The sequence below is a fragment of the Variovorax glacialis genome (assembly GCF_051216375.1).
GTDB lineage: Bacteria > Pseudomonadota > Gammaproteobacteria > Burkholderiales > Burkholderiaceae_C > Variovorax.
The window spans coordinates 494,175-520,859 of sequence record NZ_JBPJZT010000004.1; the positions used below are offsets into that span (position 1 = coordinate 494,175).

Annotated in this window: 29 protein-coding genes; 13 read left to right on the top strand and 16 right to left on the bottom strand. The window is 66.3% G+C overall.

Annotated elements, in window-relative coordinates; translation table 11 throughout:
* Window positions 1–13: 13 nt before the first annotated feature.
* From ACSFBL_RS14125 to ACSFBL_RS14150, 6 genes are all read right to left on the bottom strand, one after another.
* Window positions 14–559 (bottom strand): ferritin-like domain-containing protein, encoded by a 546-nt coding sequence (locus ACSFBL_RS14125; RefSeq protein ID WP_435516407.1) that lies wholly within the window; start codon window positions 557–559, stop codon window positions 14–16.
* Window positions 556–999 carry a hypothetical protein gene (locus ACSFBL_RS14130; protein ID WP_435516408.1) on the bottom strand — a complete coding sequence of 148 codons (444 nt, stop codon included), beginning with the start codon at window positions 997–999 and terminating at the stop codon, window positions 556–558. Before ACSFBL_RS14130 ends, ACSFBL_RS14125 begins: the two co-directional genes overlap by 4 nt.
* The gene (locus ACSFBL_RS14135; protein WP_435516409.1) at window positions 989–1,369 is read right to left on the bottom strand and encodes a hypothetical protein; all 381 of its coding nucleotides are present in this window, start codon (window positions 1,367–1,369) and stop codon (window positions 989–991) included. The genes ACSFBL_RS14130 and ACSFBL_RS14135 overlap by 11 nt, the downstream gene beginning before the upstream one ends.
* Window positions 1,370–1,431: 62 nt before the next feature.
* Window positions 1,432–1,806 (bottom strand): hypothetical protein, encoded by a 375-nt coding sequence (locus ACSFBL_RS14140; RefSeq protein WP_435516410.1) that lies wholly within the window; start codon window positions 1,804–1,806, stop codon window positions 1,432–1,434.
* A 59-nt stretch (window positions 1,807–1,865) separates the two neighbouring features.
* The gene (locus ACSFBL_RS14145; RefSeq protein ID WP_286569281.1) at window positions 1,866–2,030 is read right to left on the bottom strand and encodes a DUF1328 domain-containing protein; all 165 of its coding nucleotides are present in this window, start codon (window positions 2,028–2,030) and stop codon (window positions 1,866–1,868) included.
* A 154-nt stretch (window positions 2,031–2,184) separates the two neighbouring features.
* Window positions 2,185–3,534 carry a CHASE3 domain-containing protein gene (locus ACSFBL_RS14150; RefSeq protein WP_435516411.1) on the bottom strand — a complete coding sequence of 450 codons (1,350 nt, stop codon included), beginning with the start codon at window positions 3,532–3,534 and terminating at the stop codon, window positions 2,185–2,187.
* 104 nt (window positions 3,535–3,638) lie between these two features.
* On the opposite strand from ACSFBL_RS14150, the gene ACSFBL_RS14155 reads away from it, so the two are divergent.
* Window positions 3,639–4,271 (top strand): response regulator, encoded by a 633-nt coding sequence (locus ACSFBL_RS14155; RefSeq protein ID WP_028249172.1) that lies wholly within the window; start codon window positions 3,639–3,641, stop codon window positions 4,269–4,271.
* Window positions 4,272–4,296: 25 nt separating this feature from the next.
* On the opposite strand, the gene ACSFBL_RS14160 is transcribed toward ACSFBL_RS14155, so the two are convergent.
* A complete protein-coding gene (locus tag ACSFBL_RS14160; protein WP_435516412.1) occupies window positions 4,297–4,701 on the bottom strand; it encodes a response regulator in 405 nt (134 codons plus the stop codon).
* Window positions 4,702–5,178: 477 nt separating this feature from the next.
* Here ACSFBL_RS14160 and ACSFBL_RS14165 point away from each other — a divergent pair, with 477 nt between their 5' ends.
* The gene (locus ACSFBL_RS14165; RefSeq protein WP_435516413.1) at window positions 5,179–7,212 is read left to right on the top strand and encodes an AsmA family protein; all 2,034 of its coding nucleotides are present in this window, start codon (window positions 5,179–5,181) and stop codon (window positions 7,210–7,212) included.
* Here the strand turns inward: ACSFBL_RS14165 and ACSFBL_RS14170 are convergent.
* The 3 genes from ACSFBL_RS14170 to gpmA form a co-directional block, all read right to left on the bottom strand.
* Window positions 7,209–7,967 carry a HesA/MoeB/ThiF family protein gene (locus tag ACSFBL_RS14170; protein ID WP_435516414.1) on the bottom strand — a complete coding sequence of 253 codons (759 nt, stop codon included), beginning with the start codon at window positions 7,965–7,967 and terminating at the stop codon, window positions 7,209–7,211. The genes ACSFBL_RS14165 and ACSFBL_RS14170 overlap by 4 nt on opposite strands.
* Window positions 7,968–8,017: 50 nt before the next feature.
* Window positions 8,018–9,460, bottom strand: coding sequence for a S41 family peptidase (locus ACSFBL_RS14175; RefSeq protein WP_435516415.1), 1,443 nt, complete (start codon window positions 9,458–9,460; stop codon window positions 8,018–8,020).
* A 99-nt stretch (window positions 9,461–9,559) separates the two neighbouring features.
* Entirely contained in the window at window positions 9,560–10,303 is a 744-nt protein-coding gene (gpmA, locus tag ACSFBL_RS14180) for a 2,3-diphosphoglycerate-dependent phosphoglycerate mutase (protein ID WP_435516416.1), read from the bottom strand.
* Between the two features lie 72 nt (window positions 10,304–10,375).
* Between gpmA and ACSFBL_RS14185 the strand changes: the two genes are divergently transcribed.
* The 4 genes from ACSFBL_RS14185 to ACSFBL_RS14200 all read left to right on the top strand — a co-directional run bounded on the left by ACSFBL_RS14185 (window position 10,376) and on the right by ACSFBL_RS14200 (window position 12,720).
* A complete protein-coding gene (locus tag ACSFBL_RS14185) occupies window positions 10,376–10,783 on the top strand; it encodes a rhodanese-like domain-containing protein (RefSeq protein WP_435516417.1) in 408 nt (135 codons plus the stop codon).
* Between the two features lie 21 nt (window positions 10,784–10,804).
* Window positions 10,805–11,065, top strand: coding sequence for a glutaredoxin 3 (gene grxC / locus ACSFBL_RS14190; protein ID WP_435516418.1), 261 nt, complete (start codon window positions 10,805–10,807; stop codon window positions 11,063–11,065).
* A gap of 170 nt (window positions 11,066–11,235) precedes the next feature.
* Complete coding sequence (gene secB / locus ACSFBL_RS14195; protein ID WP_435516419.1) at window positions 11,236–11,697, top strand: protein-export chaperone SecB; 462 nt, start codon at window positions 11,236–11,238, stop codon at window positions 11,695–11,697.
* A 21-nt stretch (window positions 11,698–11,718) separates the two neighbouring features.
* The gene (locus ACSFBL_RS14200; RefSeq protein WP_435516420.1) at window positions 11,719–12,720 is read left to right on the top strand and encodes an NAD(P)H-dependent glycerol-3-phosphate dehydrogenase; all 1,002 of its coding nucleotides are present in this window, start codon (window positions 11,719–11,721) and stop codon (window positions 12,718–12,720) included.
* A gap of 19 nt (window positions 12,721–12,739) precedes the next feature.
* Here the strand turns inward: ACSFBL_RS14200 and ACSFBL_RS14205 are convergent, their stop codons facing one another.
* On the bottom strand, window positions 12,740–13,537 hold the full coding sequence (locus tag ACSFBL_RS14205; protein WP_435516503.1) for a segregation and condensation protein A: 798 nt from the start codon (window positions 13,535–13,537) through the stop codon (window positions 12,740–12,742).
* 123 nt (window positions 13,538–13,660) lie between these two features.
* Window positions 13,661–13,867, bottom strand: a complete 207-nt coding sequence (locus tag ACSFBL_RS14210) for a DUF3460 family protein (protein WP_435516421.1) — start codon at window positions 13,865–13,867, stop codon at window positions 13,661–13,663.
* Window positions 13,868–13,974: 107 nt separating this feature from the next.
* Between ACSFBL_RS14210 and ACSFBL_RS14215 the strand changes: the two genes are divergently transcribed.
* Window positions 13,975–14,652 (top strand): hypothetical protein, encoded by a 678-nt coding sequence (locus tag ACSFBL_RS14215; RefSeq protein WP_435516422.1) that lies wholly within the window; start codon window positions 13,975–13,977, stop codon window positions 14,650–14,652.
* 73 nt (window positions 14,653–14,725) lie between these two features.
* On the top strand, window positions 14,726–15,226 hold the full coding sequence (locus ACSFBL_RS14220) for an outer membrane protein assembly factor BamE (protein ID WP_435516423.1): 501 nt from the start codon (window positions 14,726–14,728) through the stop codon (window positions 15,224–15,226).
* Window positions 15,227–15,230: 4 nt separating this feature from the next.
* Here the strand turns inward: ACSFBL_RS14220 and ACSFBL_RS14225 are convergent, their stop codons facing one another.
* The 3 genes from ACSFBL_RS14225 to metG all read right to left on the bottom strand — a co-directional run bounded on the left by ACSFBL_RS14225 (window position 15,231) and on the right by metG (window position 19,325).
* Window positions 15,231–16,913, bottom strand: coding sequence for a SulP family inorganic anion transporter (locus tag ACSFBL_RS14225; protein WP_435516424.1), 1,683 nt, complete (start codon window positions 16,911–16,913; stop codon window positions 15,231–15,233).
* Window positions 16,914–16,941: 28 nt separating this feature from the next.
* Window positions 16,942–17,130 carry a hypothetical protein gene (locus ACSFBL_RS14230; RefSeq protein ID WP_435516425.1) on the bottom strand — a complete coding sequence of 63 codons (189 nt, stop codon included), beginning with the start codon at window positions 17,128–17,130 and terminating at the stop codon, window positions 16,942–16,944.
* A gap of 116 nt (window positions 17,131–17,246) precedes the next feature.
* Window positions 17,247–19,325, bottom strand: coding sequence for a methionine--tRNA ligase (gene metG, locus ACSFBL_RS14235; RefSeq protein ID WP_435516426.1), 2,079 nt, complete (start codon window positions 19,323–19,325; stop codon window positions 17,247–17,249).
* Window positions 19,326–19,451: 126 nt separating this feature from the next.
* Between metG and rimI the strand changes: the two genes are divergently transcribed.
* Window positions 19,452–19,919: a ribosomal protein S18-alanine N-acetyltransferase gene (gene rimI / locus ACSFBL_RS14240; protein WP_435516427.1), complete on the top strand. Its 468-nt coding sequence runs from the start codon at window positions 19,452–19,454 to the stop codon at window positions 19,917–19,919.
* Here rimI and ACSFBL_RS14245 read toward each other — a convergent pair.
* Window positions 19,894–20,913 (bottom strand): AraC family transcriptional regulator, encoded by a 1,020-nt coding sequence (locus ACSFBL_RS14245; protein ID WP_435516428.1) that lies wholly within the window; start codon window positions 20,911–20,913, stop codon window positions 19,894–19,896. The two genes, rimI and ACSFBL_RS14245, sit on opposite strands and share 26 nt — an antisense overlap.
* Window positions 20,914–21,117: 204 nt before the next feature.
* On the opposite strand from ACSFBL_RS14245, the gene ACSFBL_RS14250 reads away from it, so the two are divergent.
* From ACSFBL_RS14250 to nirB, 4 genes are all read left to right on the top strand, one after another.
* Entirely contained in the window at window positions 21,118–22,554 is a 1,437-nt protein-coding gene (locus tag ACSFBL_RS14250) for an FAD-binding oxidoreductase (RefSeq protein WP_435516429.1), read from the top strand.
* 7 nt (window positions 22,555–22,561) lie between these two features.
* On the top strand, window positions 22,562–23,473 hold the full coding sequence (locus ACSFBL_RS14255) for a tetratricopeptide repeat protein (protein ID WP_435516430.1): 912 nt from the start codon (window positions 22,562–22,564) through the stop codon (window positions 23,471–23,473).
* 31 nt (window positions 23,474–23,504) lie between these two features.
* Window positions 23,505–23,846, top strand: coding sequence for a tetratricopeptide repeat protein (locus ACSFBL_RS14260; protein ID WP_435516431.1), 342 nt, complete (start codon window positions 23,505–23,507; stop codon window positions 23,844–23,846).
* Window positions 23,847–24,149: 303 nt separating this feature from the next.
* Window positions 24,150–26,681 carry a nitrite reductase large subunit NirB gene (gene nirB, locus ACSFBL_RS14265; protein WP_435516432.1) on the top strand — a complete coding sequence of 844 codons (2,532 nt, stop codon included), beginning with the start codon at window positions 24,150–24,152 and terminating at the stop codon, window positions 26,679–26,681.
* Window positions 26,682–26,685 lie beyond the last annotated feature (4 nt).

The window sequence follows — 26,685 nt, forward strand, 5'->3', positions numbered from 1 at the left end:
GGTTGGCGAATCTTCAAGGATTCAGCCAGTCTTTCAACTCGTCGGCGTGCTCTTCCTCGTCGGTGAGGATTTCCTCGAGCATGCGGCGGGTTGTCGGATCCTTGTCGCCGATGAGCGCGATCATCTGGCGATAGGACTCGACGGCAATGCGCTCCGCGATCAGATTGGCGCGCACCATCGCCTGCAGATCCAGCGCCTCGTTGTAGTCGGCATGGCTGCGTTCCAGCAGCGTCTTCGGATTGAAATCCGGTTCGCCGCCCAGCTGGACGATACGCTCGGCGATCTTGTCGGCATGGCCCGACTCTTCGTTGGCGTGAACGAGGAATTCCTCGGCAATCTTGGGCGACGCCTCACCGGTGGCGGTGAAGTAGTGGCGCTTGTAGCGAAGAACGCAGACCAGTTCGGTTGCGAGCGCATCGTTGAGCAGCTTGACGATGTCGTCTCGCCAGGGGCCGTAGCTCGGCGTGACAGCGCCTTCGTCGAGGCTCTTCGACGCCGCATCGATGGCGGCCTGGTCGAGAACCAGATGTTCCGGACGTTCTTTGACGGCGGTGTTCATGGAGGATCCTTTCGTGGGGTTGTGTTTTTCTGCATCAGCGTGTTCACCAGATCGGCAACGTCGGATGTCTTGAGCACGGCTGCCAGGACCGCCGTGATCGACAGCAGCCGCCATGGCTTGACCAGGACCAGCAACGCGCCCGTGGCGGCCGCGGCCGCGACGAGCTTTGCAGGCTCTTCCCGGGCATAGCGTTCCAGGAGCGGGCGGGCAACCTGGGTGACCGCATTGGCGGGATGCCTCCGCCACCAGCGCCGTGCCACGTTCCGCGCGACCGAGGCCCAGGCGAATTGATTCGCTGCCTGGTTGGACAGGCGAGGCCGTTGAACAATGTCCGGGTCTTCGGGGATAGGCGGGCGGTCCCCCTGCAATTGGGAAACGAGGGCCCGGCGAGATATCGCCAGGCGCTGTTGCGGCGACAGGCTGTCCGGCTCAGCGGCCATGGCGTTCTCCCGCCGAATGAAGCGCGCGGACGTCCGCTTTAAGTTGTGCGCGGAGGTCGGCAAAGGCGTGGAATTCCTGCGGTCTGCTGGCGATGTATGCCGAGAGCAGCGCAATCAAGACCGCAACGCCCGGAACGACCGCCAGGACCCAGTGAAAGCTCCCATGCAGCATCCCGAGCATGACGGCGACGCCGATCAGGCCGAGTGCCAGCATGGCGCTCACCGCGGCGAGGACGCCCGCGACCATGCGGGCGACCACACCGCGCGTCGCTTCGTGCGTCTCCTGCCGCACGAGCGCGCCGTAGTTGGCAAGATGATCGGCGATCAGCTCGGGATGCCCGAGCACCGTGGAGTAAATGGGATGAAGCATGTTGCTGCAGGTGCTTGGGACGGGCTCCGCCGGAGCCGATGGGGCGCGATCGGTTCAGCGGATCAGTAGTCGTCGCGCCGGCGGCTGGCCAGCACGATCAACGCCGTGATCGCAGCGCCGGCGGCCGCAGCCACGAGCACCGAGCGAACAGGCTGATCGGCGATGTACTTTCCCGTCACGTCCGCAGCCGCCTCCAGGCGACGCTGTGCGCGGGCGCTGGTCGTCGATGCAGCGTCGAGCCCGCGCTGCACGGCCTGCTGGACGCGGGCTGCGAGCTGCTCCACCGCAGGCTCTGCATCGCGGCGAAGGTCGCGGACCTTTTCGCCAGCGGCGTTCACCGCGTTCTGGGCATAGGCGCGCGTCGTGTCGATGGCGTCATTTGCGGTCTGGCGCGCGTCGTCCGCGAGTTGGGCGGGAGTCTTTGTGGTCGTGTTCATGAAGTGGATCCTTCCAGGAGATTGGATTTGTTTGCGAGTGCCTGCTCATCGTAACGACGCTAACCGCGTCGCATCAAGCCCGCGATGAAACTGGCAAGGGCGAGAATCAGGAAGATCACGAAGAGAATCTTCGCGATTCCGACGGCGCTGGCCGCGATGCCGCCGAACCCGAACAGTGCGGCGATCAAGGCAATGACCAGGAACACGACTGCGTAGTGCAACATGCTGAGCTCCTTTGGAAGAAGGACTGGTTGAGATGAATACCAGCGCGTTCGATGGTGGAACGGCCTGGACCCAACGTTAAAAGGGCCGTCGCCCGGACCCTGTCAGCAGCAGGGGGCGGGGGGCGTAGGAGAGGGCCGAATCAGCCCGGTTGCCTCAGGCCGGACTGAAGAGACTGGACGGCAGGACAGCGCTCAGCTTCGTTCCCTGGCCGGGCAGGGACGACACGGTCAGCTTGCCCTTGGCTGCCTCGACACGATGGCGCATGCCCGCCAGCCCGTGCGTCGAGGGGCGCGCGTGCTGGGTGTCGAAGCCCTTGCCGTTGTCGGCCACTTCCACGACGACGTGGTTGCCGTAGTTCTTCATCACGATGCTGGCTTCGGTGGCCTGCGCGTACTTGCTGATGTTGGTGAGGCTTTCCTGCACCATCCGGTAGACCGTCAGCTGGTTCGACTCGTCGAGGTTCACGGGTTCGAGCACCATCTCGATTTCCATGTTCGAGCGTTCCGCGAACTCGCGCCCGAGGATTTCCAGCGAAGCGACCAGGCCGAGGTTCGACAGCGAGGACGGCCGGAGGTCTTCAATGATGCGGCGCTTCAGTGCGATGCCGCTGTTCAGGAGCTCGTTCAGGTGCTGCAGGCGCTGCGTCGCATCGGGCGAGTCGGTCAGCCGCGATTTCAGGCGCGCGACGTCGAGCTTGGCGGCGGTGAGCAGCGAACCCAGTTCGTCGTGCAGCTCCCGCGCCAGGTAGCCCCGTTCGGTTTCGCGCACCTGCTGCAGATGGGTGGCGAGTTCGGCGAGTGTCGCGGTGCGCTCGCGCACTTCGTCCTCCAGCGCATTGCGCTCGCGCTCGAGCGCCTTCTGCTGCCGCTCGCCGACGGAGCGCAGCGCGTGGGTCTGGCGCAGGTAGAGGTAGAAGGCGGCGAGTCCCGCCAGCGCCACCAGGCCGATGCCGATGCGCGCGAAGCGCAACGACTTGGCGATTTGCAACTGGCCCCGCGTGAGTTCGTCGTTCCGGATCGCGATCAGGTCGCCGGTCTCATTGCGAATGGCTTCCATTTCCTCACGGCCCACATCGGTCGTGATGACGAATTTCCAGGCATCCTCGTTGCCGTTCTCGCGCAGGCGGACGCTCATGTCCATCTCGGCGAGCTTGCGCGACACGTGCTTTGCGAGCTGGTTCAGTTGCGCAAGTTCGCCCGGGCGTTGCGCATAAAGCACCTGGAGCGCGGCCAGATGGCCGTCCACCTGCTTGACCGCGATGTCATAAGGTTCGCGATAGCGGGCTTCACCTGTCAACAGATAGCCCCGCTGGCCCGTTTCTGCATCGAGGACGTTCTGGAGCATCAGGTTGAGCACCATGCGCGCACGTTGGGCGTCGCCGACTTCGGTGAGCGCCTGGGAGGATTGTCGGTAGCCGGCTTCGTTGATTCCCACCAGCACCAGCGCTGCCAGCACGGCGAGCGTCAGGCCAAGGGCCATCTTCGGAAAAGCTAACCAGCGCATGAGGGTTCCGAGTAATGCCTGTGGTTTAAATTCGTGAATAATCAGAGTCGACCAGGGACCGGCATGTTGCGACGCAAAAGGCCGCGATACAAAGAAGGTAACAGATGATCAAGATCGGAATTGTGGACGACCACGCCATCGTGCGCTCCGGCTTGCGCCAGTTTTTCTCCGAGCACGTCGATCTGCGCGTGGTGGGTGAAGCCGCGAGCGGCCGCGAAGCGATCGAACTCGTTCGCACCACGGAGCTGGACGTGCTCGTGATGGATCTGTCGATGCCTGGTCAGAGCGGCATCGACGCGTTGGCGATGATTCGCGCCAAGGCGCCGGATGTCGGCATCCTGATCCTGAGCGGCTATCCGGAAGAGCACTACGCGATGAACCTGATCCGCCAGGGCGCGAGCGGCTACCTCAACAAGGAGTGCGATCCGATCGAGATCGTGAACGCGATCCGCACCATCTCGCTGGGTCGTCGCTACATCACGCCGGCGGTGGCCGAACTGCTGGCCCGCCAACTCGACCGCAAGGACGATGCGGCACCGCACGAGCAACTCTCCGAACGCGAGTTCCAGGTGTTCCTCAAGCTGGCGAAGGGGGAGACCGCGGGCGATATCGCGAAGACGCTGTCGCTGTCGGTCAAGACGGTGAGCACGTACCGTACGCGGCTAATGGAGAAGATGAACCTCTCCTCCAACAGCGACCTGACCTATTACGCCCTGAAGAACAAGCTGATCGACTGATCAGCCGGCGGTCGGTTGCGGCCGCCTAGTTGCGGCTGGTCGACTGGCGGAGCCTGGCAGTCTGTTCGATGCAGAAATCGATGAGACCGTCGATTTCGTTCGACTTGTCGAAGACGGCATCCACCCCGAACTCTGCACAGCGCTTGCGAATGTCGGGCGTGGCGTAGTTGCTGAGCACGACCACCTTCTGGTCGGGTCGGCGCGACATGCAGGCCTGCACGACGCCGAGGCCGCTTCCCTGCTTGAGAAACAGGTCGACGATGGCCAGTTCCCATTCGTCGCCGTTGGTGCCCAGCCATTGGCTGGCTTCGGCTTCCGTCTCTGCAAAGCCGATAGTCGATATGCACGTGAGCTCTTCCAGAGTGCCGACGAGGTTCTCTCGGATCGTGACGTTGTCTTCGACGATGTAGGTTTTCAAACGTGGGTCCATGAGAACCGCTTGCCCCTTGGCGAGCATCGAGGCGAACCGGGAAATCGCCTCAGAAGATGCTACTGATTATTGTCAGACATCATGCAGGGTTCCGGGGCTTGCGGCTGTAGGCGTGGTCTTACGAAGACATGGGAACTTCGGACGTAGGTGCGGGAGCACAGTAACACCGGCCAGCTACCGACCCTTGCGGTAAGGCACGCCCCTTACCCTTTGGCAAGATTTTTTTCAATGCCGATCCGACCACCCACTCGAAAGCAAGAGCATGAATAGCGTATGGAGTTACGTTGCAGCAGGTCTGCTTACCCTATGCGCTGCGGCAGCCGTGGCTGGCGGTGAGCCGGCCATGGCGGAGTTGAGGCTGGCCGCAGCAGCTACAGCGGCTGGGGCCGCCGCGGCGGACATTTGTTTCCTCGCTGCGCCCGAGGCCGACAAGTCGGCCAGCAGTACGCCGGCGACCGAATGAAGGCCTAACAGCCCATGACCGTGAACGCCGCGTCGCTGCGTCGCTCGGTCTGGTTCAGGCTCGGCGCGGCTTTGATTGGCCTGCTGGTCGTGCTGGTGCTGGTGATTGCGTTCTTCCCGTGGGATCTGCTGCGGGAACCCGTCAATCGCTACGTGAGCGACAAGACCGGTCGCAAGTTCGAGATCACGCGTCACCTGGACGTGCACGTCGGGTGGCGACTCGCCACTGTCAAGCTCGACGGCATCGAGTTTGCCAATCCTCCGTGGGCGCGGGATCCGTATCTGGTGCGGGCTGAGCGCGCGGAGTTCGACCTCAGTTTCTGGCAACTGTTTTCACGCAAGCTCGTCCTCCCTCGCCTAGCCCTGGATTCGCCATCGCTGGGCCTCCAGATGGAGGAAGACGGCCGGCGCACCTGGGCATTGGGCAAGGACACGGCGGACGAAGGGACGGTTCCGACCATCGGGTTGCTCCAGGTCGATAGCGGCTCGCTCGACTTTCTCGCGAAGCACCTGGACGTCGACCTTCATGCGGATTTCAACTTCGACTCCGCCCGGGGCGACATGCCGCTCACCTACGCGATCAAGGGGCGATACCGGCGCCAGCCGCTCACCGCCGAAGGCCGCACGGGCAACGTGCTGCAACTGAATGCCGCGGGCCAGCCACCTTTCCCGATCGAGATCGCGCTCGTGGCCGGGCAGACCCGTCTGAAAGCCCACGGAACGGTTGCCGAACTGGCCAGTCTCGATGGCCTGGATGCCGAGTTCGACATGAGGGGGCAGAACCTTGGCAACCTCTATCCCGCCTTGGGTATCGCGCTGCCGCAGACGCCGCCCTACGCACTCAGCGGCAACCTCCGCAAGCAGGCTTCGCTGTGGGAAGTCCGGGGCCTCAAGGGTCGTCTGGGGCTGTCCGACATCGGTGGCGACATGCAGTTCGACAAGTCGCAGAAGGTGCCCCACCTGGGCGGCACGCTGCGCTCGCGCGTCATGGACATGGACGATCTCGGGCCGCTGATCGGCCTGCCACCGACGAGCCGATCGGCCAATGCCGTCGAAGGTGTCGCGCCGCCGCCCACCATCACGCAGGTGAAGGGCAAGCGGAGCGATCCCGGCCGAAAGGTGCTTCCCGATGCCACCTTGGACTTCGAGCGTCTGCGCGCCATGAATGCCGAGGTGAAGTACACGGCCGACCGCATCCAGAACGTGCGTGAAATACCGCTGGACAAGGGAAGCGTGCAGGTGAAGCTCAAGGACGGCGTGCTGAGCCTGGACCCGCTCGTGCTAGGGATCGCCAGCGGCAACGTGGCCGGCGCGATCCGCATCGATGCGACCCAGAACCCGGCGGACATCCGGGCGGCGCTGGACATACGCGCCATGCAGATCAATCGCTTGATTCCGAAGGTGGAAACCCTGAAGACCAGTTTCGGCCGCCTCGATGGGCGCATCAATCTGTCCGGGCGCGGGAATTCCGTGGCTGGCTGGCTGGGCAACGCCTCTGGAGACGTCGCCGCCATCACGGGCCGCGGCCAGTTCAGCAACCTGCTGCTGGAGTTCCTGGGGCTCGATGGCGGTGAAATCATCAAGTTCCTGCTGGAAGGCGATCACAACGTCACCTTGCGCTGCGCCGCGCTGGCCTTCGACGTCGACAAGGGCGTGATGAGCGGTCGCAGCGTGGTTTTCGATACGACGGACACGGTGTTCAACGCCACCGGCAACATTAATCTGGGCAAGGAGACGATGGACATCGTCGTGCGGCAACAGCCCAAGGACATGAGCATCCTGGCGTTCCGCACGCCGCTGGTCGTCCGCGGCACCTTTGCTGCGCCCAAGGCCGGGGTGGAAGTCGCGCCCCTGGCGACGCGTGGAGCGGCGGCTGTGGCCTTGGGTCTGATCAATCCGCTGCTCGCCCTGGCGGCCACGATCGAAACAGGGCCCGGGCAGGATGCGGCCTGCCAAGAGGTGCTTGCCGAGTCGAAACAACCGAATTCGGGCGCTGCCGCGGCGGGCGCCGCCAAGGCGAGAAAGCAGCCGGCGGCGAGCGGAGGCTAGGGGAGCGGACGGTGTCCGCAGACGCTGCAGCTGGGGTCACGTGCCACACGCATGTTGTCGAACGCCGTGCGGCGTCCGTCGAACATCAGGAGGCTGCCCGCGAGAGAGGGGCTGATGCCTGCGAGCAGTTTCAGCGCCTCGCTGGCCTGCAGGGTTCCGATGGTGCCCACCACAGGCGCGAAGACGCCGAGCACCGCGCAGCGGGTCTCCTCGAAGTCTGCGTCAGGCGGGAAAAGGCAGGCATAGCAGGGTGAGGCCGGGTCGCGCGTGTCATAGACGCTCAACTGCCCGTCGAAGCGGATGGCTGCGCCGGCAACGAGCGGCTTGGCGTGCTCGACGCAAGCGCGGTTCACGGCATGGCGCGTGGCGAAGTTGTCGCTGCAATCGATCACCACGTCCGCCGCCGCCACGAGCCGGGCCAGAAGATCGTCGTCGGCACGCAGCTTGTGCGTTTCGATGGCGATGTCGGGATTGATGGCGCGCATCGCTTCAGCGGCCGAGTCGACCTTGGCCATCCCGACGCGTGCCGTCGCATGCGCCACTTGCCGCTGCAGATTGGTGAGGTCGAGTTCGTCGTCGTCCACCAGCGTGATGCGTCCGACGCCGGCTGCGGCCAGATACAGAACGACCGGAGAGCCCAGGCCTCCGACACCGATGACCAGCGCGTTGGCCGCACTGACCCGGGCCTGGCCGTCGATACCGAATTCCTCGAGCAGGATATGGCGCGAATAGCGCAGGAGGTCCTGGTCTTCCATGCGCGCGCCGATCGCCGGGGCGAGGGCTCCTCGATGGAGCCGCCCCAGGATCAGTTTTCCTTCTTTTCTTCCTTGTTCTCGACGATGACCTGCGTCTTGCTCACGAGCACTGGCTGGCCCTTGAGACGGTTGAACGCCTGCGTCAGCGCGAAGTCCTGGGCAGAGCCGAATTCAGGCACCTTGCGGTCCTGTGGCGGCTTTTTGGCTTCTTCCTCGAGGCGCTTGCGAGCCTCGTCGCGAGCCTTCTCACGCTCCGGATCCTTGCTCTCGGGGCCCTGGCCGCTGGCGAGGTGCTTCTCGAGATCCGCCTCGCGCATGCGCAAGGCCGCGAAGGGGCTGCCTTCCGCGCTCTCATCAACCAGCACGTTGGGGACGATCCCCTTGGCCTGGATCGAAGTGCCGCTCGGTGTGTAGTAGCGTGCCGTCGTGATCTTCAGGCCGGTGTCAGGGCCGAGCGGGCGCACCGTCTGGACGGAACCCTTGCCGAAGGTCTGGCTGCCCATGATGGTGGCGCGCTTGTGATCCTGCAGCGCGCCGGCAACGATTTCGCTGGCCGAGGCCGAGCCTTCGTTGACGAGCACGACCAGCGGCACCGTCTTGAGCGCGGCGGGCAGGCTGCGCAGCGGATCGCTGCCGGCACGGCGCTGGTAGAACTCCGGCGCGGCCTTGTACACCGACTTGCTTTCGGCCAACTGGCCGTCCGTCGACACGACGGTGACGTTCTCGGGCAGGAACGCGGCGGAAATCGCCACGGCGGCATCGAGCAGACCGCCCGGATCGTTGCGCAGGTCGAGCACCAGGCCCTTGAGGTTCGGGTCCTGCTTGTAGAGCTCGTCGACCTTCTTGACGAAGTCATCGACGGTGCGTTCCTGGAACTGCGACAGGCGAATCCACCCGTAGCCCGGCTCCATGATCTTGCCGCGGACCGATTGCGTACGGATTTCCTCGCGCGTGATGGTGACGGGGAAGGTGCGGTTCTCGTCCTTGCGATAGATCGTCAGCAGCACCTTGGTGTTGGCTTCGCCGCGCATGCGCTTGACGGCCTCGTTGAGCGACAGCCCGCGAACGGCGGTGTCGTCGATCTTGGTGATCAGGTCGTTCGGCTTGAGGCCGGCGCGGAACGCCGGAGAGCCTTCGATCGGGGACACGACCTTGATCAGGCCGTCCTCTTGCGAAATCTCGATGCCCACGCCCACGAAGCGGCCCGTCGTGCCCTCGCGAAATTCCTTGAAGGACTTCTTGTCGAAGTACTGCGAGTGGGGGTCGAGCCCGGCGACCATGCCGGAAATCGCATCCGAGATGAGCTTTTTCTCGTCGACCGGTTCGACGTAGTCGCTCTTGACCATGCCGAACACGGCAGCGAGTTGCTGCAGTTCCTCGAGCGGCAGTGGAGCCAGGGAGCCTCGTGCAACAGTTTGCAACGAGACGGTGGTCAGCGCGCCGGCAAAGGCGCCCGCGGCAACCCAGCCGGTGATCTTCAATTTCTGGCCCATGTGTAAGTGTCCTTGTCGCCTGTCAATCCAATATACAGGGCTTGGAAGCAAGTTGTCTGCCGTGGTTCCGCGAACCCGTCGATGACGCTCTGACTTTCTTCAGCCCTTGCCTTGCGCGGCGACTGCGGCTACGGCTTTCTCCGCCGCATCGGCATCGCCGAGGTAATAGTGGCGCAAGGGCTTCAGCTCGTCGTCGAGCTCGTAGACCAGCGGAATCCCGTTGGGGATGTTGAGACCCACGATCGCGTCGTCGGAGATGCCGTCGAGGTACTTCACCAAGGCCCGGATCGAATTGCCGTGCGCTGCGACGACCAGCCGGCGCCCAGCGCGGATCGCCGGCGCCATGGATTCGTTCCAGAAAGGCAGTACGCGCGCCACCGTGTCCTTCAGGCACTCGGTCAGGGGCACCTGTTCGGGGGAAAGCTTTGCATAGCGCACGTCGCCGCGCTCGCTGCGCGGATCACCGGGGTCCAGGGGCGGCGGCGGCGTGTTGTAACTTCTGCGCCAGACCAGAACCTGCTCGTCGCCATATCTCTTGGCGGTTTCCGCCTTGTTCAGGCCCTGAAGCCCGCCGTAATGGCGTTCGTTCAGGCGCCAGGAATGCACAACCGGCAACCAGGTGCGGTCGAGTTCGTCGAGTGTGTGCCACAAGGTGCGGGTGGCGCGCTTCAGCACGCTCGTGTAGGCGACGTCGAAGTCGTAACCCTCGGCCTTGAGGAGCCGGCCAGCCTGCTTGGCCTGCTCGACGCCTGTCGGCGTCAGGTCGACGTCAGTCCAGCCAGTAAAGCGGTTTTCGAGATTCCAGGTCGATTCGCCGTGGCGGATCAGTACCAGTTTGTGCATGAGAGAGGCCTTTGGGAACGCGTGCGGAAACCCGACATTCTAAAATCCGGGGTTTGCCACTCAAGGAATAACGTGAAATTCATCGTCGACAACTGGATGCTGATCCTGATTGCGCTCAGTTCGGGCGGCATGCTGGCATGGCCGATGGTGCGCGGCGCCAACGCCGGGTCACTGACGGCGCAGGGCGCGGTGCAACTCATCAACCGTGAGCGCGCGGTGGTGGTGGATGTGCGGGAGCCCGAGGAATTCGCGGCGGGCCACGTCACCGGTGCAAAGAACGTGCCGCTCAATCAACTCGAGCAGAAGCTGCCTACCACGGTCAAGAACAAGACCTTGCCCTTGTTGCTCGTGTGTGCAACGGGCGGCCGCGCACAGCGGGCGGTTGCCATGGCCAAGAAGCTGGGCTACGAGCAAGCCCAAGCGGTGGCCGGCGGACTCAAATCCTGGAAAGACGCTAACCTTCCGGTTGAAAAGGCCTGAACTTCCAAGAGATACCCCCCGATGCAAGCTGTCAAGATGTACACGACCGCCGTCTGCCCCTACTGCATTCGCGCGAAGCAAATTCTCAAGTCCAAGGGCGTCGAGCAGATCGAAGAGATCCGCATCGACAGCGATCCACAGGCTCGCGCCACGATGATGGACATCACCCAGCGCCGCACGGTGCCGCAGATCTTCATCGGCGAAACGCACGTCGGTGGCTGCGATGACCTGATCGCCCTCGACGGCCGCGGCGGCTTGGTGCCCCTCCTGCAACAGGCCTGAGTCGGTAGTCCTTCCCCCCAAGGCCGGCGCTCGACGCCGGGAATAACGCGGAACGGGCTTCGCCTGTTCGCTGGTATTGTCCCCGCGAGGTGGTGGGCGATAATCTTTCTCCAGAAGCCCGCTCCGGGATATCCGGGGCGGGCATTGTTTTGACACTCGAAAGTTCAGCCATGGCCGACCAAGCACAAGATCCCGTCTTCCAGATCCAGCGCGTCTATCTGAAGGACCTGTCGCTCGAACAACCCAATTCGCCGGCCATCCTGCTCGAGCAGGAACAGCCCACTGTCGACATCCAGCTCGGCGTGGACGCCCAGCCCGTGACCGACGGCATCTTCGAGATCACCGTGTCGGCCACCGTGCAGACGAAGATCCAGGACCGCACGGTCTTCCTGGTCGAGGCCAAGCAGGCCGGCATCTTCGAGATCCGCAACCTGCCCGAAGAGCAGATGGGCCCGATCCTCGGCATCGCCTGCCCGCAGATCGTCTACCCGTACCTGCGCGGCAACGTGGCCGACGTGATCCAGCGCGGCGGCTTCCCGCCGGTGCACCTGGCCGAAATCAACTTCCAGGCGATGTTCGAGCAGCAGCAGGCGCAAGCCGCGGCGCAGACCTCGCCCATCATCACGCAGTAAACCTGCCACCGCGCAACGCCGATGAGAATCTGCGTGCTCGGCGCCGGTGCCTGGGGCACGGCGCTTGCGGTGAATGCGGCTGGCCGCCACGCGGTCACCCTCTGGGGTCGGGACGCGGCGCAGATGCAGGCCATGTCGGCAGCGCGTGAAAACGCGCGCTACCTGGCCGGCGTCTCCCTTCCTCCTTCTTTGACGCTGCTGTCTGGCAAACCATTCGATGCCGTGGCGGGTGCCGATCTCGTGATCGTCGCCACGCCCATGGCGGCGCTGCGGGAGCAACTCGGCAAGCTGCGCGATGTCGCCTGCCCGGTCGCGTGGCTGTCCAAAGGCGTCGAGCCGGCGATCGCCGGCTCCGGCGAGGAAGGCCTGCTGGCGCACGAAATCCAGGCGCGTGTGGCGCCCGGGCTGCATGCCGGCGTGCTGAGCGGCCCCAGCTTCGCACTCGAGGTGGCACAGGGACGTCCGACGGCCCTGGTGGCCGCGAGTGCGCATGCCTCGGTGCGCGACGCGCTGGTCGGCGCCTTCCATGGACCCGCGTTGCGCGTCTATGCCAACGAAGACATCGTCGGCGTGGAAATCGGTGGTGCCGTCAAGAACGTGCTGGCGATCGCAACCGGCCTGGCGGACGGTCTGGCGCTGGGCCTCAATGCACGCGCTGCGCTGATCACTCGCGGTCTGGTCGAGATGACGCGCTTCGGCGCCGCGCTCGGCGCACGGCCCGACACCTTCATGGGGCTTTCCGGCCTCGGCGATCTGGTCCTTACAGCCACCGGCGATCTGTCGCGCAACCGAAAGGTCGGCCTGCTGCTGGCCCAGGGGCTCACGCTGGAGCAGGCGGTCAACTCGCTGGGCCATGTGGCGGAAGGCGTCTATTGCGCCCGAACGGTGGTGCAACGCGCGCGGCACCTGGGCGTGGAGATGCCCATTGCGTCCGGCGTCGTCGCACTGCTCGATGGCCGCGTGCGGCCCGCGGAAGCCGTCGCCGAGCTGATGGGTCGCGAACCCGGCGTCGAATCGGCCTGACCCGCCCCCGCGGCGGGGCTCAGGCCGGCGAGTAGGCGAGGCGCACGTAGATCGGCGCGAAGGCCTCGGCCTGCGTGATGTCGATCAGCGTCTCTTTCGCGAGTTCGAGCATCGCAATGAAGGTGACGATCAGCACCGGCGTGCCGCGCGTCACGTCGAAGAGCTTCTCGAACTCCACGAACTGGCGCCCCTGCAGATGGCGCAGGACGATGCTCATGTGTTCGCGCACACTGAGTTCCTCCCGCGAGATCTTGTGGTGTTGCACGAGCTTGGCGCGCTTCATGATGTCGGCCCAGGCTTCGCGCAGGTCGACCACGTTCACGTCCGGAAAGCGCGGCTTGAGCGATTGCTCGATGTAAACCTGCGCCTTCCAGAAGTCGCGCCCGGCCTGGGGCATGGCGCTGAGCGAGGCGGCCTGCAGCTTGGTCTGTTCGTATTCGAGCAGGCGGCGAACCAGTTCGGCGCGTGGATCCTCGGCTTCCTCGCCCTCGGCCGTCTTCTTGGGCGGCAGCAGCATGCGCGACTTGATCTCGATCAGCATCGCGGCCATGAGCAAGTATTCGGCCGCCAGTTCGAGGTTGGTCTGGCGAATCTCGTCGACGTAGCTGAGGTATTGCCGCGTCAGCCCCGCCATGGGGATGTCGAGGATGTTGAAGTTCTGCTTGCGGATCAGGTAGAGCAGCAAGTCCAAAGGGCCTTCGAAGGCTTCCAGGAACACCTGGAGCGCCTCGGGCGGGATATAGAGGTCGTTCGGCAGCGCGAAGAGCGGCTCGCCGTAAAGCCGGGCGAGGGCAACCTGGTCGATGACTTCGGGCATGGCCGCGACAACGGCAACGCCGTCGTCGGCGATGACTTCGTCCGGCGTGGAGCGGGTGTCATCCGCCGTGGCGGCATCGCCCTGCCGGCGGGCGCTGGAGCCCGGTACGGCGCGAATGACCACTTACTTCACGCGGGTCTGGTAGACGTACGGCTGCTGCGGCACCTTGGCTTCGCCGTACTCGCTGAGCAGGCTGCGATCGAGGTGCTTGTCCCACAGGAGTGCACGGCCGGCGCGCTGCTCGGCCTCCAGCGTCGGCTTCTTCTCCTTCATCTGCTCGATGAAATTCGTGATTTCGGACGTGTAGTGCGGGCGGGCGAAGATGGACATGGCGATAGGGACCTTTGGGCGGATTTTACCGGGTGGAATCCGCCTTGAACCGGCCGTCGGCATGCGTTAGCGTGGCGACACCATTTTTGAACCCAGGAGAAATGCCGATGAAGCGCCGACACACGATGGTCCTCCTCGCCTTGTCTGCCGGCGCGGTCTCGCTGATGGTGGCCTGTACCAGCAGCGGGCCCGCCGCGCAGCAAAGCAAGACGAGCTTCTTCATCACCAGCGTGAATCCCGGCAAGGGCGCCGATTTCGGCGGGCTGGCGGGCGCCGACCGCTACTGCCAGAGCTTGGCGGCCGCCGCGGGCGCCGGCGGGCGCACCTGGCGCGCCTACCTGAGCACCACCCCGGCAGGGGGAGCGCCCGCGGTCAATGCCCGCGACCGCATCGGCGCCGGGCCCTGGTACAACGTCAAGGGCGAACTGATTGCGAGCAACGTCGAGCAACTGCACGGCGACAACAAGATCAACAAGCAGACGGGGCTGACGGAAAAGGGCGACGTCGTCCCCGCGAGCGGCGACCCCGTCAACCAGCACGACATCCTGACCGGTTCGTCGCCCGATGGTCGCGCCGTCAACGATCCCGGCAAGGACACCACCTGCGCGAACTGGACCTCCGGCGGCGACGGCTCGGCGATCGTCGGACATCACAACCGCATGGGCACGAACGCCCCTCCCGCGTCGATGTCGTGGAACTCTTCGCATCCCACGCGAGCCTGCAGCATGGATGCTCTCAAGTCGACGGGCGGCGCGGGACTGCTTTACTGCTTCGCGCAGAACTGAAGTCGCGATCCCGGACCGGGCCGTGGAGCAGCGGCCTTAGACTCGGCGCCACCTATAGACAGTGGAGGCGCACATGGCGCGATCGAGAACCCGCTGGCGCCTGGCGATTGCGCTCCTGAGTGCCGTCTTCTGGCTTGCCGGCTGCGACAACAAGCACATCGCCGAACTGGAGGAGGGCGTGTCCACGGAGGCCGACGTGCGCGCGCGTTTCGGCGAGCCGGAGAACGTCTGGGACTCGCCGCAGGGGCGCGTCCTCGAATACAACCGCCAGCCCCAGGGGCAGAAGAACTACATGATCACCATCGGCGCCGACGGCAAGATGGCCGCGCTGCGCCAGGTGCTCACCCCGGTGAACTTCGACAAGGTGCGGCCCGGCATGCCCATGGAAGACCTGCGCAAGCTGCTGGGCAAGCCCGCGAAGCGAACGCCCTATCCCTTGAAGAAGCAGACCGAGTGGGAGTGGCGCTGGGTCCAGCCGCCGAATTCGCCCATGGTGTTCACCGCCACCCTCGACGACGATCAGCGCGTGGTGAGCGCAGGGTCATCGCCGGACCGCAGCACCGAGGCCAACTAGGGGCTCATCCAGCGTGCGCGGCCGGGCCCGGCGCGCGCGACGCGAGCTCGTCCGCGAAGCCCGATCGCACGATGACCTCCAGCGGCTGGGGCTGCAGCGATTCGATGCGCAGCAGGCCGTCGCGCGACAGCACGGCCTTGTGCACCTGCCGCAGCGCATCGAGCCCCGTGGCGTCCAGCGAGATGAGGTGCATCGCATCGAGCACCACCGTCATGCCGCGCGGCGCGCGTTCGACGGCCTGCACCGCCGGGTCCAGCTTTGCCGCCGCGCCGAAGAACAACGCACCGTAGAGCCTGAAGGTCAGCACCGGCGGCTCCAGCGACACCATCTCGACGCTGAACAAGGTGCTCATGCGGCGCACGAACAAGGCGCAGGCCAGCACGATGCCCGCCTGCACCGCGACCGTGAGGTCGAACACCACCGTGAGAAAGAAAGTGCCCAGCATCAGCAGCCGGTAGTGGCGGCTGAAGCGCCGCAGCATGAACGGCGAGAACTCGCGCCATTCGCCCATGTTCCAGCCCACGTACAGGAGGATGCCGGCGAGCACCGCGAGCGGCACATGGTGCGCAAGCGGCGCAGCCACGAGCACGACCGCCATCAGCGTGAGCGCATGCACCATGCCCGCGATGGGCGAAGTCGCGCCGGCACGCAGGTTGGTGATGGTCCGCGCGATGGTGCCGGTGGCCGGCATGCCGCCGAAGAAGGGAACGACCGCGTTGGCGATGCCTTGCGCCATCAGCTCCTGGTTCGGATCATGGCGCGGCAGGCCGCTGACCTGGTCGGCCACGCGCGCGCACAGGAGCGATTCGATGGCGCCGAGCATCGCGATGGTGAGCGTCGGCGTCACGAGCTGCTTGACCGTCTCCCACGAAAAGTCCGGCAGTGCGAAGCCCGGCACGCCGTCGGGAATGCCGCCGAAGCGTGTCCCGATCGTCTCGACCGGCAGGCTGAATCCCCAGGAGATCAGCGTCAACGTGATCAGGGCGACGATGGGCCCCGGCATGCGCGATCCCGCCCGCGCGGCACGCGTTTCGACGAGGCGCCCCAGCACCCGATGCACGGCATGGCCGACGCGCGTCTTGCCGCGCAGCAACTGCGGCCACGCGAACAGGCCGACGAGGCAGGCGAGCCCCAGCCCGAACGCATGGGGATTGAACGAGCCGAGATGCGTCGCCAGCGTGTGCATCTGCGAGAACATGTCCGCCGGCATCTTCGCGATCGAAAGCCCGAGCCAGTCCTTGATCTGGGAGATCAGGATCAGCACCGCGATGCCGTTGGTGAAGCCCACCACGATCGACAGTGGGACGTAGCGCACCAGCGAGCCCAGCCGGAACAATCCCATCAGGAACAGCAGCACACCGGCGCAGGCGGTCGCGATCAGCAGGTTCGCAACGCCGTAGCGTTCGACGATGCCGTAGACGATCACGATGAAGGCGCCGGCCGGTCCGCCGATCTGCACGGCCGAGCCGCCGAGCGCCGATATGAGGAAGCCCGCGATGATCGCGGTCCAGATGCCGGCCTCGGGCTTGAGCCCCGAGGCGATTGCGAAAGCCATGGCCAACGGCAGTGCCACGATGCCCACCGTCGCGCCGGCGCCCAGATCCTTGAAGAAGCGCTCCCGGTCGTAGCCTGCGAGTGCGTCGATGAGCCTGGGGCGGAAGCCGGCCAGCTTCAGGGGAGAGGTCATGGGGCGCTATTGTGGACGCCCCCTGCGGCTACTTCGAGTCGCCGGGAAGTACCGCATCCGCTGCGGCACCCACCGCCTTGCCGGTGATGCGCACCGTGCCGATCGCCGCGTCGGCCGCAAGCCCGACCGCGCCCGCGCCCACGCTCACCGCGGTGCCCGCCACGCTCGCCGCCGCCCCCGCCACCGCGCAGCCGCTCAGTGCGACGGTGCACCCCAACGCAAGAACCAGCCCCGTGCGTGAAACACCGCGGAACCGGCTCCGCCGGGCCGCAGGTGTTGCCCCCTGCAAGGGGGTGGGCGGCCACACGAAGTGGGCAAGCCTGGGGGTGCGCATCACCGGACTCGCATGCCGGGTGTCGCACCGGGCCAGGGTTCCAGCACATGGATGCCAGGGTTCGCCTTCTCGTCCGCATGGCTCGCGGCCAGCACCATCCCCTCGGAGATGCCGAACTTCATCTTGCGCGGCGCCAGGTTCGCCACCAGCACCGTGAGCTTGCCGACGAGCTGCTCCGGCTGGTAGGCCGAGGCGATGCCCGAGAACACATTGCGCGTCCTGCCTTCGCCGGCATCGAGCGTCAGGTGCAGCAGCTTGGTCGATCCTTCGACCTTCTGGCAGGACACGATCTTCGCGATGCGCAGGTCGATCTTCGCGAAGTCGTCGATGGTGATGGTCGGCGCGATGCCCTCGCCCCCGGGCAGCTCGGTCGCGGCAGGCGCTTCGGCGGCTGGCTCCGGTGGCTCGAAGAGTTGGTCGAGCTGCTTGTCGTCGACGCGCTGCATCAGGTGCTTGTAGTCGTTGATCGCGTGGCCTGCGCCCAGCAGCTTGTCCGCGTCGTCGAACAGCAGCGGCGCGCTGCCCAGGAAGGACTCGACCTGCGCCGCCAGCGCCGGCAGCACCGGCTTGAGGTAGATGGTCAGCAGCCGGAAGGCCTCGATGCAGGTCGTGCACACGTCGTGCAGGCGCGCCTCCATGCCCTCCTTCTTGGCGAGTTCCCAGGGCTTGTTCTGGTCGACGTACTCGTTGACCTTGTCGGCCAGCAGCATGATCTCGCGCAGGGCCCGTGCGTAGTCGCGCCCGTCGTAGAGCGACTGCATCGATGCGGAGGCGCCCTGCAACGTCGCCAGCAGCGCCGCACCGTCGGCCGACACCACGCCCAGCTTGCCGCCGAAGCGCTTGGCGATGAAGCCGGCCGCGCGGCTCGCGATGTTGATGTACTTGCCGATCAGGTCGGCGTTCACGCGGGCCATGAAGTCCTCGGCCGTGAAATCGACGTCCTCCACCTTGGCGTTGAGCTTGGCCGCGATGTAGTAGCGCAGCCACTCGGGGTTCATGCCGATCGAGAGGTACTTGAGCGGGTCGATGCCGGTGCCGCGGCTCTTGCTCATCTTCTCGCCCGAGACGGTGATGAACCCGTGCACGTTGACCTGGCTCGGCGTCTTGCGCTCGCTGAACTGCAGCATCGCGGGCCAGAACAGCGTGTGGAAGTAGACGATGTCCTTGCCGATGAAGTGCACCTGCTCGACCGAGGGATCGGCCACGAACGCGTCGAAGCTCTGCGAGGTGCGCGAAGGATCGTGCCAGTGGTTCGCGGCCTGTCCCTTGTCGAAGTGGTTCTTCAAGCTTGCGAGATAGCCTACGGGCGCGTCGAGCCACACGTAGAAGTACTTGCCGGGCGCGTCGGGGATCTCGATGCCGAAGTAGGGTGCCTCGCGCGAGATGTCCCAGTCGGCCATGCCGGCCTCGAACCACTCGCTGGCCTTCTTCGCCATCTCGGCCTGCAGCTTGCCGTCCTGCGTCCAGCTCTTCAGGAAGTCGACGACCTTCGGATCGGAGAGCTTGAAGAAGAAGTGCTCGGAACTGCGCAGCTCGGGCGTCGCGCCAGTGAGCGTCGAGTAGGGGTTGATGAGTTCCGTCGGCGAATAAACGCTGCTGCACACCTCGCAGGCGTCGCCGTACTGGTCCTTGGCGTGGCACACCGGGCATTCGCCCTTGATGTAGCGGTCGGGCAGGAACATGCCCTTGACCGGGTCGTAGAACTGCTCGATCGTGCGCGTGGCGATCATGCCGCCGGCCTTGAGCTTCCTGTAGATGCCCTGCGCGAGTTCGGTGTTCTCCAGACTGTCGGTCGAGTGCCAGTTGTCGAAGCGGATGTGGAAGCCGTCGAGGTATTCCTTGCGGCCCGCGGCGATCTCGCCGACGAAGGCCTGTGGCGTCTTCCCGGCCTTCTCGGCCGCGATCATGATCGGCGCGCCGTGCGCGTCGTCCGCCCCCACGAAGTGCACCATGTGGCCCTGCATGCGCTGGAAGCGCACCCAGATGTCGGCCTGGATGTATTCCATGATGTGGCCGACGTGGAACTTGCCGTTGGCGTAGGGCAGGGCGGTGGTGACGAAGAGTTTGCGCTGGGACATCGCGAAGGGCGCTTTCGGGAGAGAAGGAAACGGCTGGAAACGGACTGCGGCTGGCGCCTACGCCAGCGGGAGGAGCCGCATTTTAGGTTGCGGGGCTATAGTCTTCGCGTCGACCGAGGATCACCCGTGATCACACAGTACGAAATCACCCTTGCCCAGGCGGCGGACGCGCAGGAGATCGCGGCGCTGTCGCGCGACGCGATCGAGCGTGGTCTCTCGTGGCGATGGACCGAGCGGCGCGTGCGGCGCAGCATCCGCGACGAGGCCACCAACGTGGCCGTGGCCCGGCGCGACGGCGTCGTCCTCGGCTTCGCGATCATGCAGTATGGCGACGACGATGCGCACATCTCGCTCTTCGCGGTGCGCCCGTCGCAGCGTCGCAGCGGCCTGGGCACGGCGCTGCTGGCCTGGCTCGAGACCACCGCGGCCGTCGCCGGCATCCGGACGATCCGCCTGGAAGCGAGGGCGGGCAACGCGGATGCCAAGTCCTTCTACCTCCGGCACGGCTTCACCGAATCGGGCACGAGCCCGGGCTACTACGAAGATGTCGAGGACGCGGTGAGGATGGTCAAGCGCCTGGGGCCGGAGGCCTGAGCGCCGCATCGCGCTCGCGACGCCACGTTCCTGGCGGCGTGCCGACGACGCGCTTGAACGCCCGAACGAAGGCAGCCTCGGACTCGTAGCCGACATCGAGCGCGATCGCCGCGACCGAGGCGCGCGTGTCGACCAGCAGCCGTGCCGCCTTCTGCATGCGCCACTGCGCCAGGTACTGGATCGGCGCCACGCCCACCAACTGCACGAAGCGCTCGTGCAGCGCCGAGCGCGAGAGGCCGACCTGCCGCCCGAGTTCGTCGATCGACCAGTCGTGCGATGGCTGCGCGTGCATCAGCGACAGCGCACGCCCCACGAAGCGATCGCGCAGTCCTGCCAGCCAGCCGGCGCTCTGCGCGGGAAGCTGATCGGCATAGCGTCGCACGGCATCGACGAACATCATCTCGCTCATCCGGGCCAGCATCGCCTCGCCGCCGGCACGCTGCGCATGCGACTCGGCCACGGCCTGCCGGGTGAAGCCGGCGATCCACGCGTTGTCGCCGGTCGCACGCAAGTGCAGCAGGTGCGGCAGCGCGTCGATCAGGGGGTTGAAGGGCTGCAGGTCGCAGCCGAGGAAGCCGCAGACAACGGTCGCGTCCACGTCCGTGTCCGTCGGCGCCGAGCGCATGACGTTCTGGCCGCTGTAGGTCAGGCGCACCGGGAGCTGTTCGACGCTCACGTCGGGGAACCAGCCGAAGTCGCCGTTGCCGCGCATGCCGGGCTGGCTCGACACCACGTGCGCGTCCCCGTGCGGAAACATCACGACGTCGCCGGCGAAGAGCTGGACCGACGGGCCGCCCGGGATGCTCGCCCAGCAACTGCCCTGCGCGACCGCGTGGTACTCGATCACGTGATCGACGCCGCGCATCAGCATCGGCGCGAGCTCCTTCGCCGACGGCGCTTCGGCCGCCCACTCGCGGCAGCCGCTGATGCTGAAGAAGACCGCGCCGCGCAGGCGCACGCCCTGCAGCACATCCGATAGCGTGTCCTGGCTCATCCGGCGGCTACAGCGGAGCTTCGATCAAGTGGCGCGGACAACCGGTCAATCCGAAGGACTGCGCACATGCAACGGAGGACGCGCAGTCAAGTGCCGAGGACGGAGGGCGAAGCAAGGGACCGTGCAGGCAAGAAGAATGAATCCAACCCTCGCGATCGCTACGCGGCGGCCCGTTCTTCAATGCGTTCATATCAGGAGCACCCCATGCAATCCGTGACCTACCTTACGCTGGACAAGGACGTCCGGCAAGCCCGGCAGCCCGAGCTCGCGGCGTTCACTGCGCAGATCAGCGGCGGCGTCCTCGACGCCGCCGACGCGGCCTACGATGAAGCACGCGCGGTCTGGAACGCCGGCATCGACCGGCGCCCCGCACTGATCGCGCGATGCCTGAGCGACGCCGATGTCCAGGCCGCGGTCCGTTTCGCCGCGGCGCACCGGATGCTGCTCAGCGTGCGCGGCGGCGGCCACCATATCGCGGGCAACGCGGTGGCGGAGGGCGGGCTGATGCTCGACATGTCCGGCATGCGCGCCATCCACATCGATGCGGCGAAGCGCACCGCGCGCGTTGGTCCCGGTGCGCTGCTCGGCGATCTGGATCGCGAATCGCAGGCCCATGGCCTGGCGACGCCGCTCGGCATCAACTCGACCACCGGCGTGGCCGGGCTTACGCTGGGCGGAGGCTTCGGCTGGCTCACGCGCCGCCACGGCATGACCGTCGACAACCTGCTTTCCGCCACCATCGTGACGGCCGACGGCGCCCTGCGCACCGCCTCGGCCACCTCGGAGCCCGACCTCTTCTGGGCGCTGCGCGGCGGCGGCGGCAACTTCGGCGTCGTGACCTCGTTCGAGTTCCAGCTGCACCCGGTCGGCCCGGACTTGTACGCCGGTCTCGTCGTCTATCCGATGGCGCAGGCCCGACAGGTCCTGCGCGCCTGGCGCGACTTCACCATGGACGCTCCCGACGAACTCAGCGTGTGGGCCGTGATGCGCAAGGCGCCGCCGCTGCCCTTCCTGCCCGCCTCGGCGCACGGCACCGACGTGCTGATCCTTCCGTTGGTCCACTGCGGTCCCGTCGAGGCGGGAGAGCGCGCGGCCGCACCGGTGATGCGCTTCGGCGATTCCATCGGCACACACCTGGGGCCAACACCCTATGCCGCATTCCAGTCGGCCTTCGATCCCCTGCTGACAGCGGGTGCCCGCAACTACTGGAAGTCGAACAACTTCAGCCGACTCAGCAACGAAGCGCTCGACGTCGTGCTCGCGGCCGCCGGTCGCCTGCCGGGGCCGGAATGCGAGATATTCATCGCCCAGCTCGGCGGCGCCATGGCGCGCGTGAAGCCAACGGCGACGGCCTTCGCCGGCCGCGATGCGAACTACATCATGAACGTGCATGGCCGATGGAGGGACGCAGCCGACGACGAGAAGGTGCGCGCCTGGGCGCGCCGTGCCTTCGAGGAGGCGGCGCCGCACGCCACCGGAAGCGGCTACGTCAACTTCCTGACCGAGGACGAGGCCGAGCGCGTGGCCGCGAGCTACGGTGTGAGCCACGAGCGTCTGCAGGCCGTGAAGCAACGCTTCGATCCGGGCAACCTGTTCCGGATGAACCTCAACATCGCGCCGGCCGCGCTGCCGCTTCGGTGAGTCCGCCATGAGCCGCTTCGACGCCCATGGCTGCCGCGTCACCGGCGCCACGCCGTCCGCCCTGGCTGCGTACGAGCGGGCGCTCGCCGCGTTCCAGAGCTGGCGCGGCGGCGTCGAGGAGGCGCTGGGATCGGCGCTGCAGGAAGGGCCGGCCTTCGTGATGGCCCACGTGCTGCAGGCCTACCTTCTGATCTGCAGCCGCGATCCGCGCCGGGTGCGCTCTGCACGCCCGGTCCTGGAGCGCGCGGCCGGCCTTCCGGCCAATGGCCGCGAGCGGCTGCACCTGGCCGCGATCGCGGCGGCGCTCGCCGACGATTACGAGAGCGCCAAGACCAGGCTCGGCGAACTGCTGGCACAGGACCCGCTGGATGTGCTGGCACTGCAGGTTGCGCACATGTTCGACCACATCACCGGCGACGTCGACAACATGCGCAGCCGGGTGCCCTCCGTCTTGCCGTTCTGGTCGCGCGACCTGCCTGGCTATCACGCGGTGCTGGCCATGCATGCCTTCGGCCTCGAGGAAAACGGCGAGTACGAGCGCGCCGAGGAAGCCGCCTGCGCCGCGCTGGCCCTGGACCCCCTCGACGCCCGGGCCCACCATGCGATGGCGCACGTGTTCGAGATGTCCGAGCGCGCCGATGCGGGCGTGCGCTGGATGAACGCGCACAGCGACGCCTGGAGCATCGACACCGTCGTCGCGAGGCACGGCTGGTGGCACGTGGCGCTGTTCCACATCGCACGGCACGCCTTCGAGGACGCGCGGGCCCTGTACGACCGCCAATGTGCGCGCCGGCCCCTCCGGCCAGATCGGCGACCTGATCGATGCTTCCGCGTTGCTCTGGCGGCTCGAATTGGCGGGTGGCGATGCCGGTTCGCGCTGGACCGAACTGGCGATCGGGTGGAGCGCGTACTTCGATGACGGCTTCTGCAGCTTCAATGACCTGCACGCCATGCTCGCCTTCGTCGGCGCGCGCGACTGGGATCGCGCGGGACGGCTCGAGCGGGCGCTGGTGAGGGCGCAGGCATTGCCCACGCGCCACGGCATGACGACGCGGCAGCTCGGCCTGTCGTCGTGCCGTGCGCTGGTCGCATTCGGGCAAGGCAACGATTCCCTGGCGATCACGCTGCTGGCAAGCCTGCCGGCGCTGGCGCATCGGATGGGCGGAAGTCACGCGCAGCGCGACGTGCTGAACCTGACCCTCATCAGGGCCGTCGAGCGCATCCGCAGGCCGGCACGGCACGGCGGCCGCACCGCACCAAACCGGCAACTCGTGCGCCACAACAGCGCATGAGCTTCGGCCTGCAGGCCACTCGCGGGGGGCTTTCGGTGCGAACCGGGGCCGTGGAAGGCGGATTCCTTTGGCACGGATGTTGCTCGATCACCTGCACTGTTCCGTCGGCACCGTTGCCGCGGATTTACGGTGCCTCCGCTAATGACGGCGGGATTCGAGCGAACTGTGCGCGGTGACGCAAGCGGTTCGCCTGTTCCAACCCGATTCGCATCCGTTCCACGCGGGGGTCCTCTGCAACTGGCTGTCTGACAGCTTCCTTGCGGTCTGCACCCGTCACGAGGGCGGTTGTGTGCAGGATCCGACATGAAGATTGCAGTGATTGGCCACGGCATGGTGGGCCACAAGTTCCTGGAGCAACTCGACGAGCTCGGCCTCGCGAACGCAGAGGTCACGGTGCTGTGCGAGGAGCCCCGTCCGGCCTACGACCGCGTTCACCTCTCCGAATTCTTTGCCGGCAAGACCGCCGAAGACCTGTCGCTCGTCGAGCCCGGCTTCTTCGAGCGCACCGGCTTCACCCTGCGCCTTGCCGCCCGGGCCGCCGCCATCGAGCGGCGCAACAACACCATCACCACCGCCGACGGCGAAGTGCTGCACTACGACAAGCTGGTGCTGGCCACCGGCTCCGCGCCCTTCGTGCCGCCGGTGCCGGGCCGCGACCGGCCGCATTGCTTCGTCTACCGCACCATCGAGGACCTGGAAGCCATGAAGGCCTCCGGCGCACGCTCCCGCACCGGCGTCGTCGTGGGTGGCGGCCTGCTTGGGCTCGAATGCGCCAAGGCCCTGCGCGACATGGGGCTGGAGACGCACGTCGTCGAGTTCGCACCGCGCCTCATGGCCATGCAGGTGGACGACGGCGGCGGTCGCGCCCTGCGCACCGGGATCGAGGCGCTGGGCGTGCACGTGCACACCGGCCGCAACACGGTGGAGATCACCGATGGCGCGACGGCACGGCATCGCATGGTCTTTGCGGACGGCACCTGGCTGGAGACCGACATGATCGTGTTCTCCGCCGGCATCCGCCCGCGCGACGAACTGGCGCGCCAGTGCGTGTTGGCGGTGGGCCCCCGCGGCGGCGTGGCAGTGGACAGCCATTGCCGCACCAGCGATCACGACGTCTATGCGATCGGTGAATGCGCATCGTGGAACGAGCAGGTCTTCGGCCTCGTCGCGCCGGGCTACGACATGGCCCGCGTCGCCGCGAAGCACATCGCCGGGCAGCACGATGCCGCCTTCACCGGCGCCGACATGAGCACCAAGCTCAAGCTCATGGGCGTGGACGTGGCGAGCATCGGCGACGCGCACGGCAGGACACCGAAGTCCCGCGCCTACCAGTACGTCAACGAGCACAAGCAGATCTACAAGAAGATCGTCGTCAGCGAGGACGGCAAGCAGTTGCTCGGCGCGGTGCTGGTCGGCGATGCGGCCGAGTACGGCACCCTGCTGCAGATGGCCCTCAACGGCATCACGCTGCCGGCCGATCCGGAATTCCTGATCCTGCCTTCGAGCGACGGAAAGGCACGGCCCGGGCTCGGCGTGGACGCGCTGCCCGACAGCGCCCAAATCTGCTCGTGCAACAGCGTGACCAAGGGACAGATCTGCGCGGCGGTCGGCGAGGGCGCCTGCACCGTCGCGGAGTTGAAGGCCTGCACCAAGGCCGGCGCCACCTGCGGGGGCTGTGTTCCCCTGGTCGGCCAGGTGATGAAGGCCGAAATGGCGAAGCGCGGCCTGACGGTAAACAACCACCTCTGCGAGCACTTCGCCTACTCGCGCCAGGAGCTGTTCCACCTGATCCGCGTCGGCGAGATCCGCAGCTTCGGCGACCTGCTGGCCCGACATGGCAAGGGCCTCGGCTGCGACATCTGCAAGCCCACCGCCGCCAGCATCTTCGCTTCCTGCTGGAACGAATTCGTCCTCAAGAAGGACCTGGCCGGCCTGCAGGACAGCAACGACTACTTCCTCGGCAACATCCAGAAGGACGGCAGCTACTCCGTCGTGCCGCGCATGCCTGGTGGCGAGGTCACGCCTGAAGGGCTGATCGCCGTCGGCCAGGTGGCGAAGAAGTACGGCCTTTACACCAAGATCACCGGCGGCCAGCGCGTGGACCTCTTCGGTGCGCGCGTCGAGCAGCTGCCGCCGATCTGGGAGGAACTGATCGCCGCCGGCTTCGAATCCGGCCACGCGTACGGCAAGTCCCTGCGCACGGTGAAGAGCTGCGTCGGCTCGACCTGGTGCCGCTACGGCGTCGACGACAGCGTGGGCCTGGCCGTCGAGCTGGAGAACCGCTACAAGGGCCTGCGCGCACCGCACAAGATCAAGTTCGGCGTCTCTGGCTGCACCCGCGAATGCGCCGAGGCCCAGGGCAAGGACGTCGGCATCATCGCCACCGACAAGGGCTGGAACCTCTACGTGTGCGGCAACGGCGGCATGAAGCCGCGGCACGCGGAGCTGATTGCCACCGACCTCGGCAAGGCCGAGCTGATACGGCTGATCGACCGCTTCCTGATGTTCTACGTGCGCACCGCGGACCGCCTGCAGCGCACCAGCACATGGCGCGAGAGCCTCGAAGGCGGCCTGGACTACCTGAAGGGCGTGCTCATCCAGGACACCCTCGGCCTTGCCGACGAACTCGAGGCGCAGATGCAGCGCGTGGTCGACACCTACCAGTGCGAGTGGAAGACGGCCGTGAACGACCCGGCCACGCGCGAGCGCTTCCGCTCCTTCGTCAACAGCGAGAAGCCGGACGAGCACATCGTCTTCGTGAAGGAGCGCGGCCAGAACCGGCCCGCCCGCATCGATGAACGCGCCGAAGCCGTCGACGACGTTGCGACCGCCTGAACAC

Coding starts and splice junctions, on each gene's coding strand:
- ACSFBL_RS14200 (WP_435516420.1), top strand. CDS start 11,719: ATGAGAATCTGCGTGCTCGGCGCCGGTGCCTGGGGCACGGCGCTTGCG.
- ACSFBL_RS14155 (WP_028249172.1), top strand. CDS start 3,639: ATGATCAAGATCGGAATTGTGGACGACCACGCCATCGTGCGCTCCGGC.
- secB (WP_435516419.1), top strand. CDS start 11,236: ATGGCCGACCAAGCACAAGATCCCGTCTTCCAGATCCAGCGCGTCTAT.
- ACSFBL_RS14175 (WP_435516415.1), bottom strand. CDS start 9,460: ATGGGCCAGAAATTGAAGATCACCGGCTGGGTTGCCGCGGGCGCCTTT.
- ACSFBL_RS14145 (WP_286569281.1), bottom strand. CDS start 2,030: ATGTTGCACTACGCAGTCGTGTTCCTGGTCATTGCCTTGATCGCCGCA.
- ACSFBL_RS14160 (WP_435516412.1), bottom strand. CDS start 4,701: ATGGACCCACGTTTGAAAACCTACATCGTCGAAGACAACGTCACGATC.
- ACSFBL_RS14130 (WP_435516408.1), bottom strand. CDS start 999: ATGGCCGCTGAGCCGGACAGCCTGTCGCCGCAACAGCGCCTGGCGATA.
- ACSFBL_RS14140 (WP_435516410.1), bottom strand. CDS start 1,806: ATGAACACGACCACAAAGACTCCCGCCCAACTCGCGGACGACGCGCGC.
- ACSFBL_RS14250 (WP_435516429.1), top strand. CDS start 21,118: ATGCAATCCGTGACCTACCTTACGCTGGACAAGGACGTCCGGCAAGCC.
- ACSFBL_RS14165 (WP_435516413.1), top strand. CDS start 5,179: ATGACCGTGAACGCCGCGTCGCTGCGTCGCTCGGTCTGGTTCAGGCTC.
- ACSFBL_RS14255 (WP_435516430.1), top strand. CDS start 22,562: ATGAGCCGCTTCGACGCCCATGGCTGCCGCGTCACCGGCGCCACGCCG.
- ACSFBL_RS14150 (WP_435516411.1), bottom strand. CDS start 3,534: ATGCGCTGGTTAGCTTTTCCGAAGATGGCCCTTGGCCTGACGCTCGCC.
- metG (WP_435516426.1), bottom strand. CDS start 19,325: ATGTCCCAGCGCAAACTCTTCGTCACCACCGCCCTGCCCTACGCCAAC.
- ACSFBL_RS14125 (WP_435516407.1), bottom strand. CDS start 559: ATGAACACCGCCGTCAAAGAACGTCCGGAACATCTGGTTCTCGACCAG.
- nirB (WP_435516432.1), top strand. CDS start 24,150: ATGAAGATTGCAGTGATTGGCCACGGCATGGTGGGCCACAAGTTCCTG.
- ACSFBL_RS14135 (WP_435516409.1), bottom strand. CDS start 1,369: ATGCTTCATCCCATTTACTCCACGGTGCTCGGGCATCCCGAGCTGATC.
- ACSFBL_RS14245 (WP_435516428.1), bottom strand. CDS start 20,913: ATGAGCCAGGACACGCTATCGGATGTGCTGCAGGGCGTGCGCCTGCGC.
- ACSFBL_RS14260 (WP_435516431.1), top strand. CDS start 23,505: ATGCTCGCCTTCGTCGGCGCGCGCGACTGGGATCGCGCGGGACGGCTC.
- ACSFBL_RS14210 (WP_435516421.1), bottom strand. CDS start 13,867: ATGTCCATCTTCGCCCGCCCGCACTACACGTCCGAAATCACGAATTTC.
- ACSFBL_RS14170 (WP_435516414.1), bottom strand. CDS start 7,967: ATGGAAGACCAGGACCTCCTGCGCTATTCGCGCCATATCCTGCTCGAG.
- gpmA (WP_435516416.1), bottom strand. CDS start 10,303: ATGCACAAACTGGTACTGATCCGCCACGGCGAATCGACCTGGAATCTC.
- ACSFBL_RS14220 (WP_435516423.1), top strand. CDS start 14,726: ATGGCGCGATCGAGAACCCGCTGGCGCCTGGCGATTGCGCTCCTGAGT.
- grxC (WP_435516418.1), top strand. CDS start 10,805: ATGCAAGCTGTCAAGATGTACACGACCGCCGTCTGCCCCTACTGCATT.
- ACSFBL_RS14215 (WP_435516422.1), top strand. CDS start 13,975: ATGAAGCGCCGACACACGATGGTCCTCCTCGCCTTGTCTGCCGGCGCG.
- ACSFBL_RS14225 (WP_435516424.1), bottom strand. CDS start 16,913: ATGACCTCTCCCCTGAAGCTGGCCGGCTTCCGCCCCAGGCTCATCGAC.
- ACSFBL_RS14205 (WP_435516503.1), bottom strand. CDS start 13,537: ATGCCCGAAGTCATCGACCAGGTTGCCCTCGCCCGGCTTTACGGCGAG.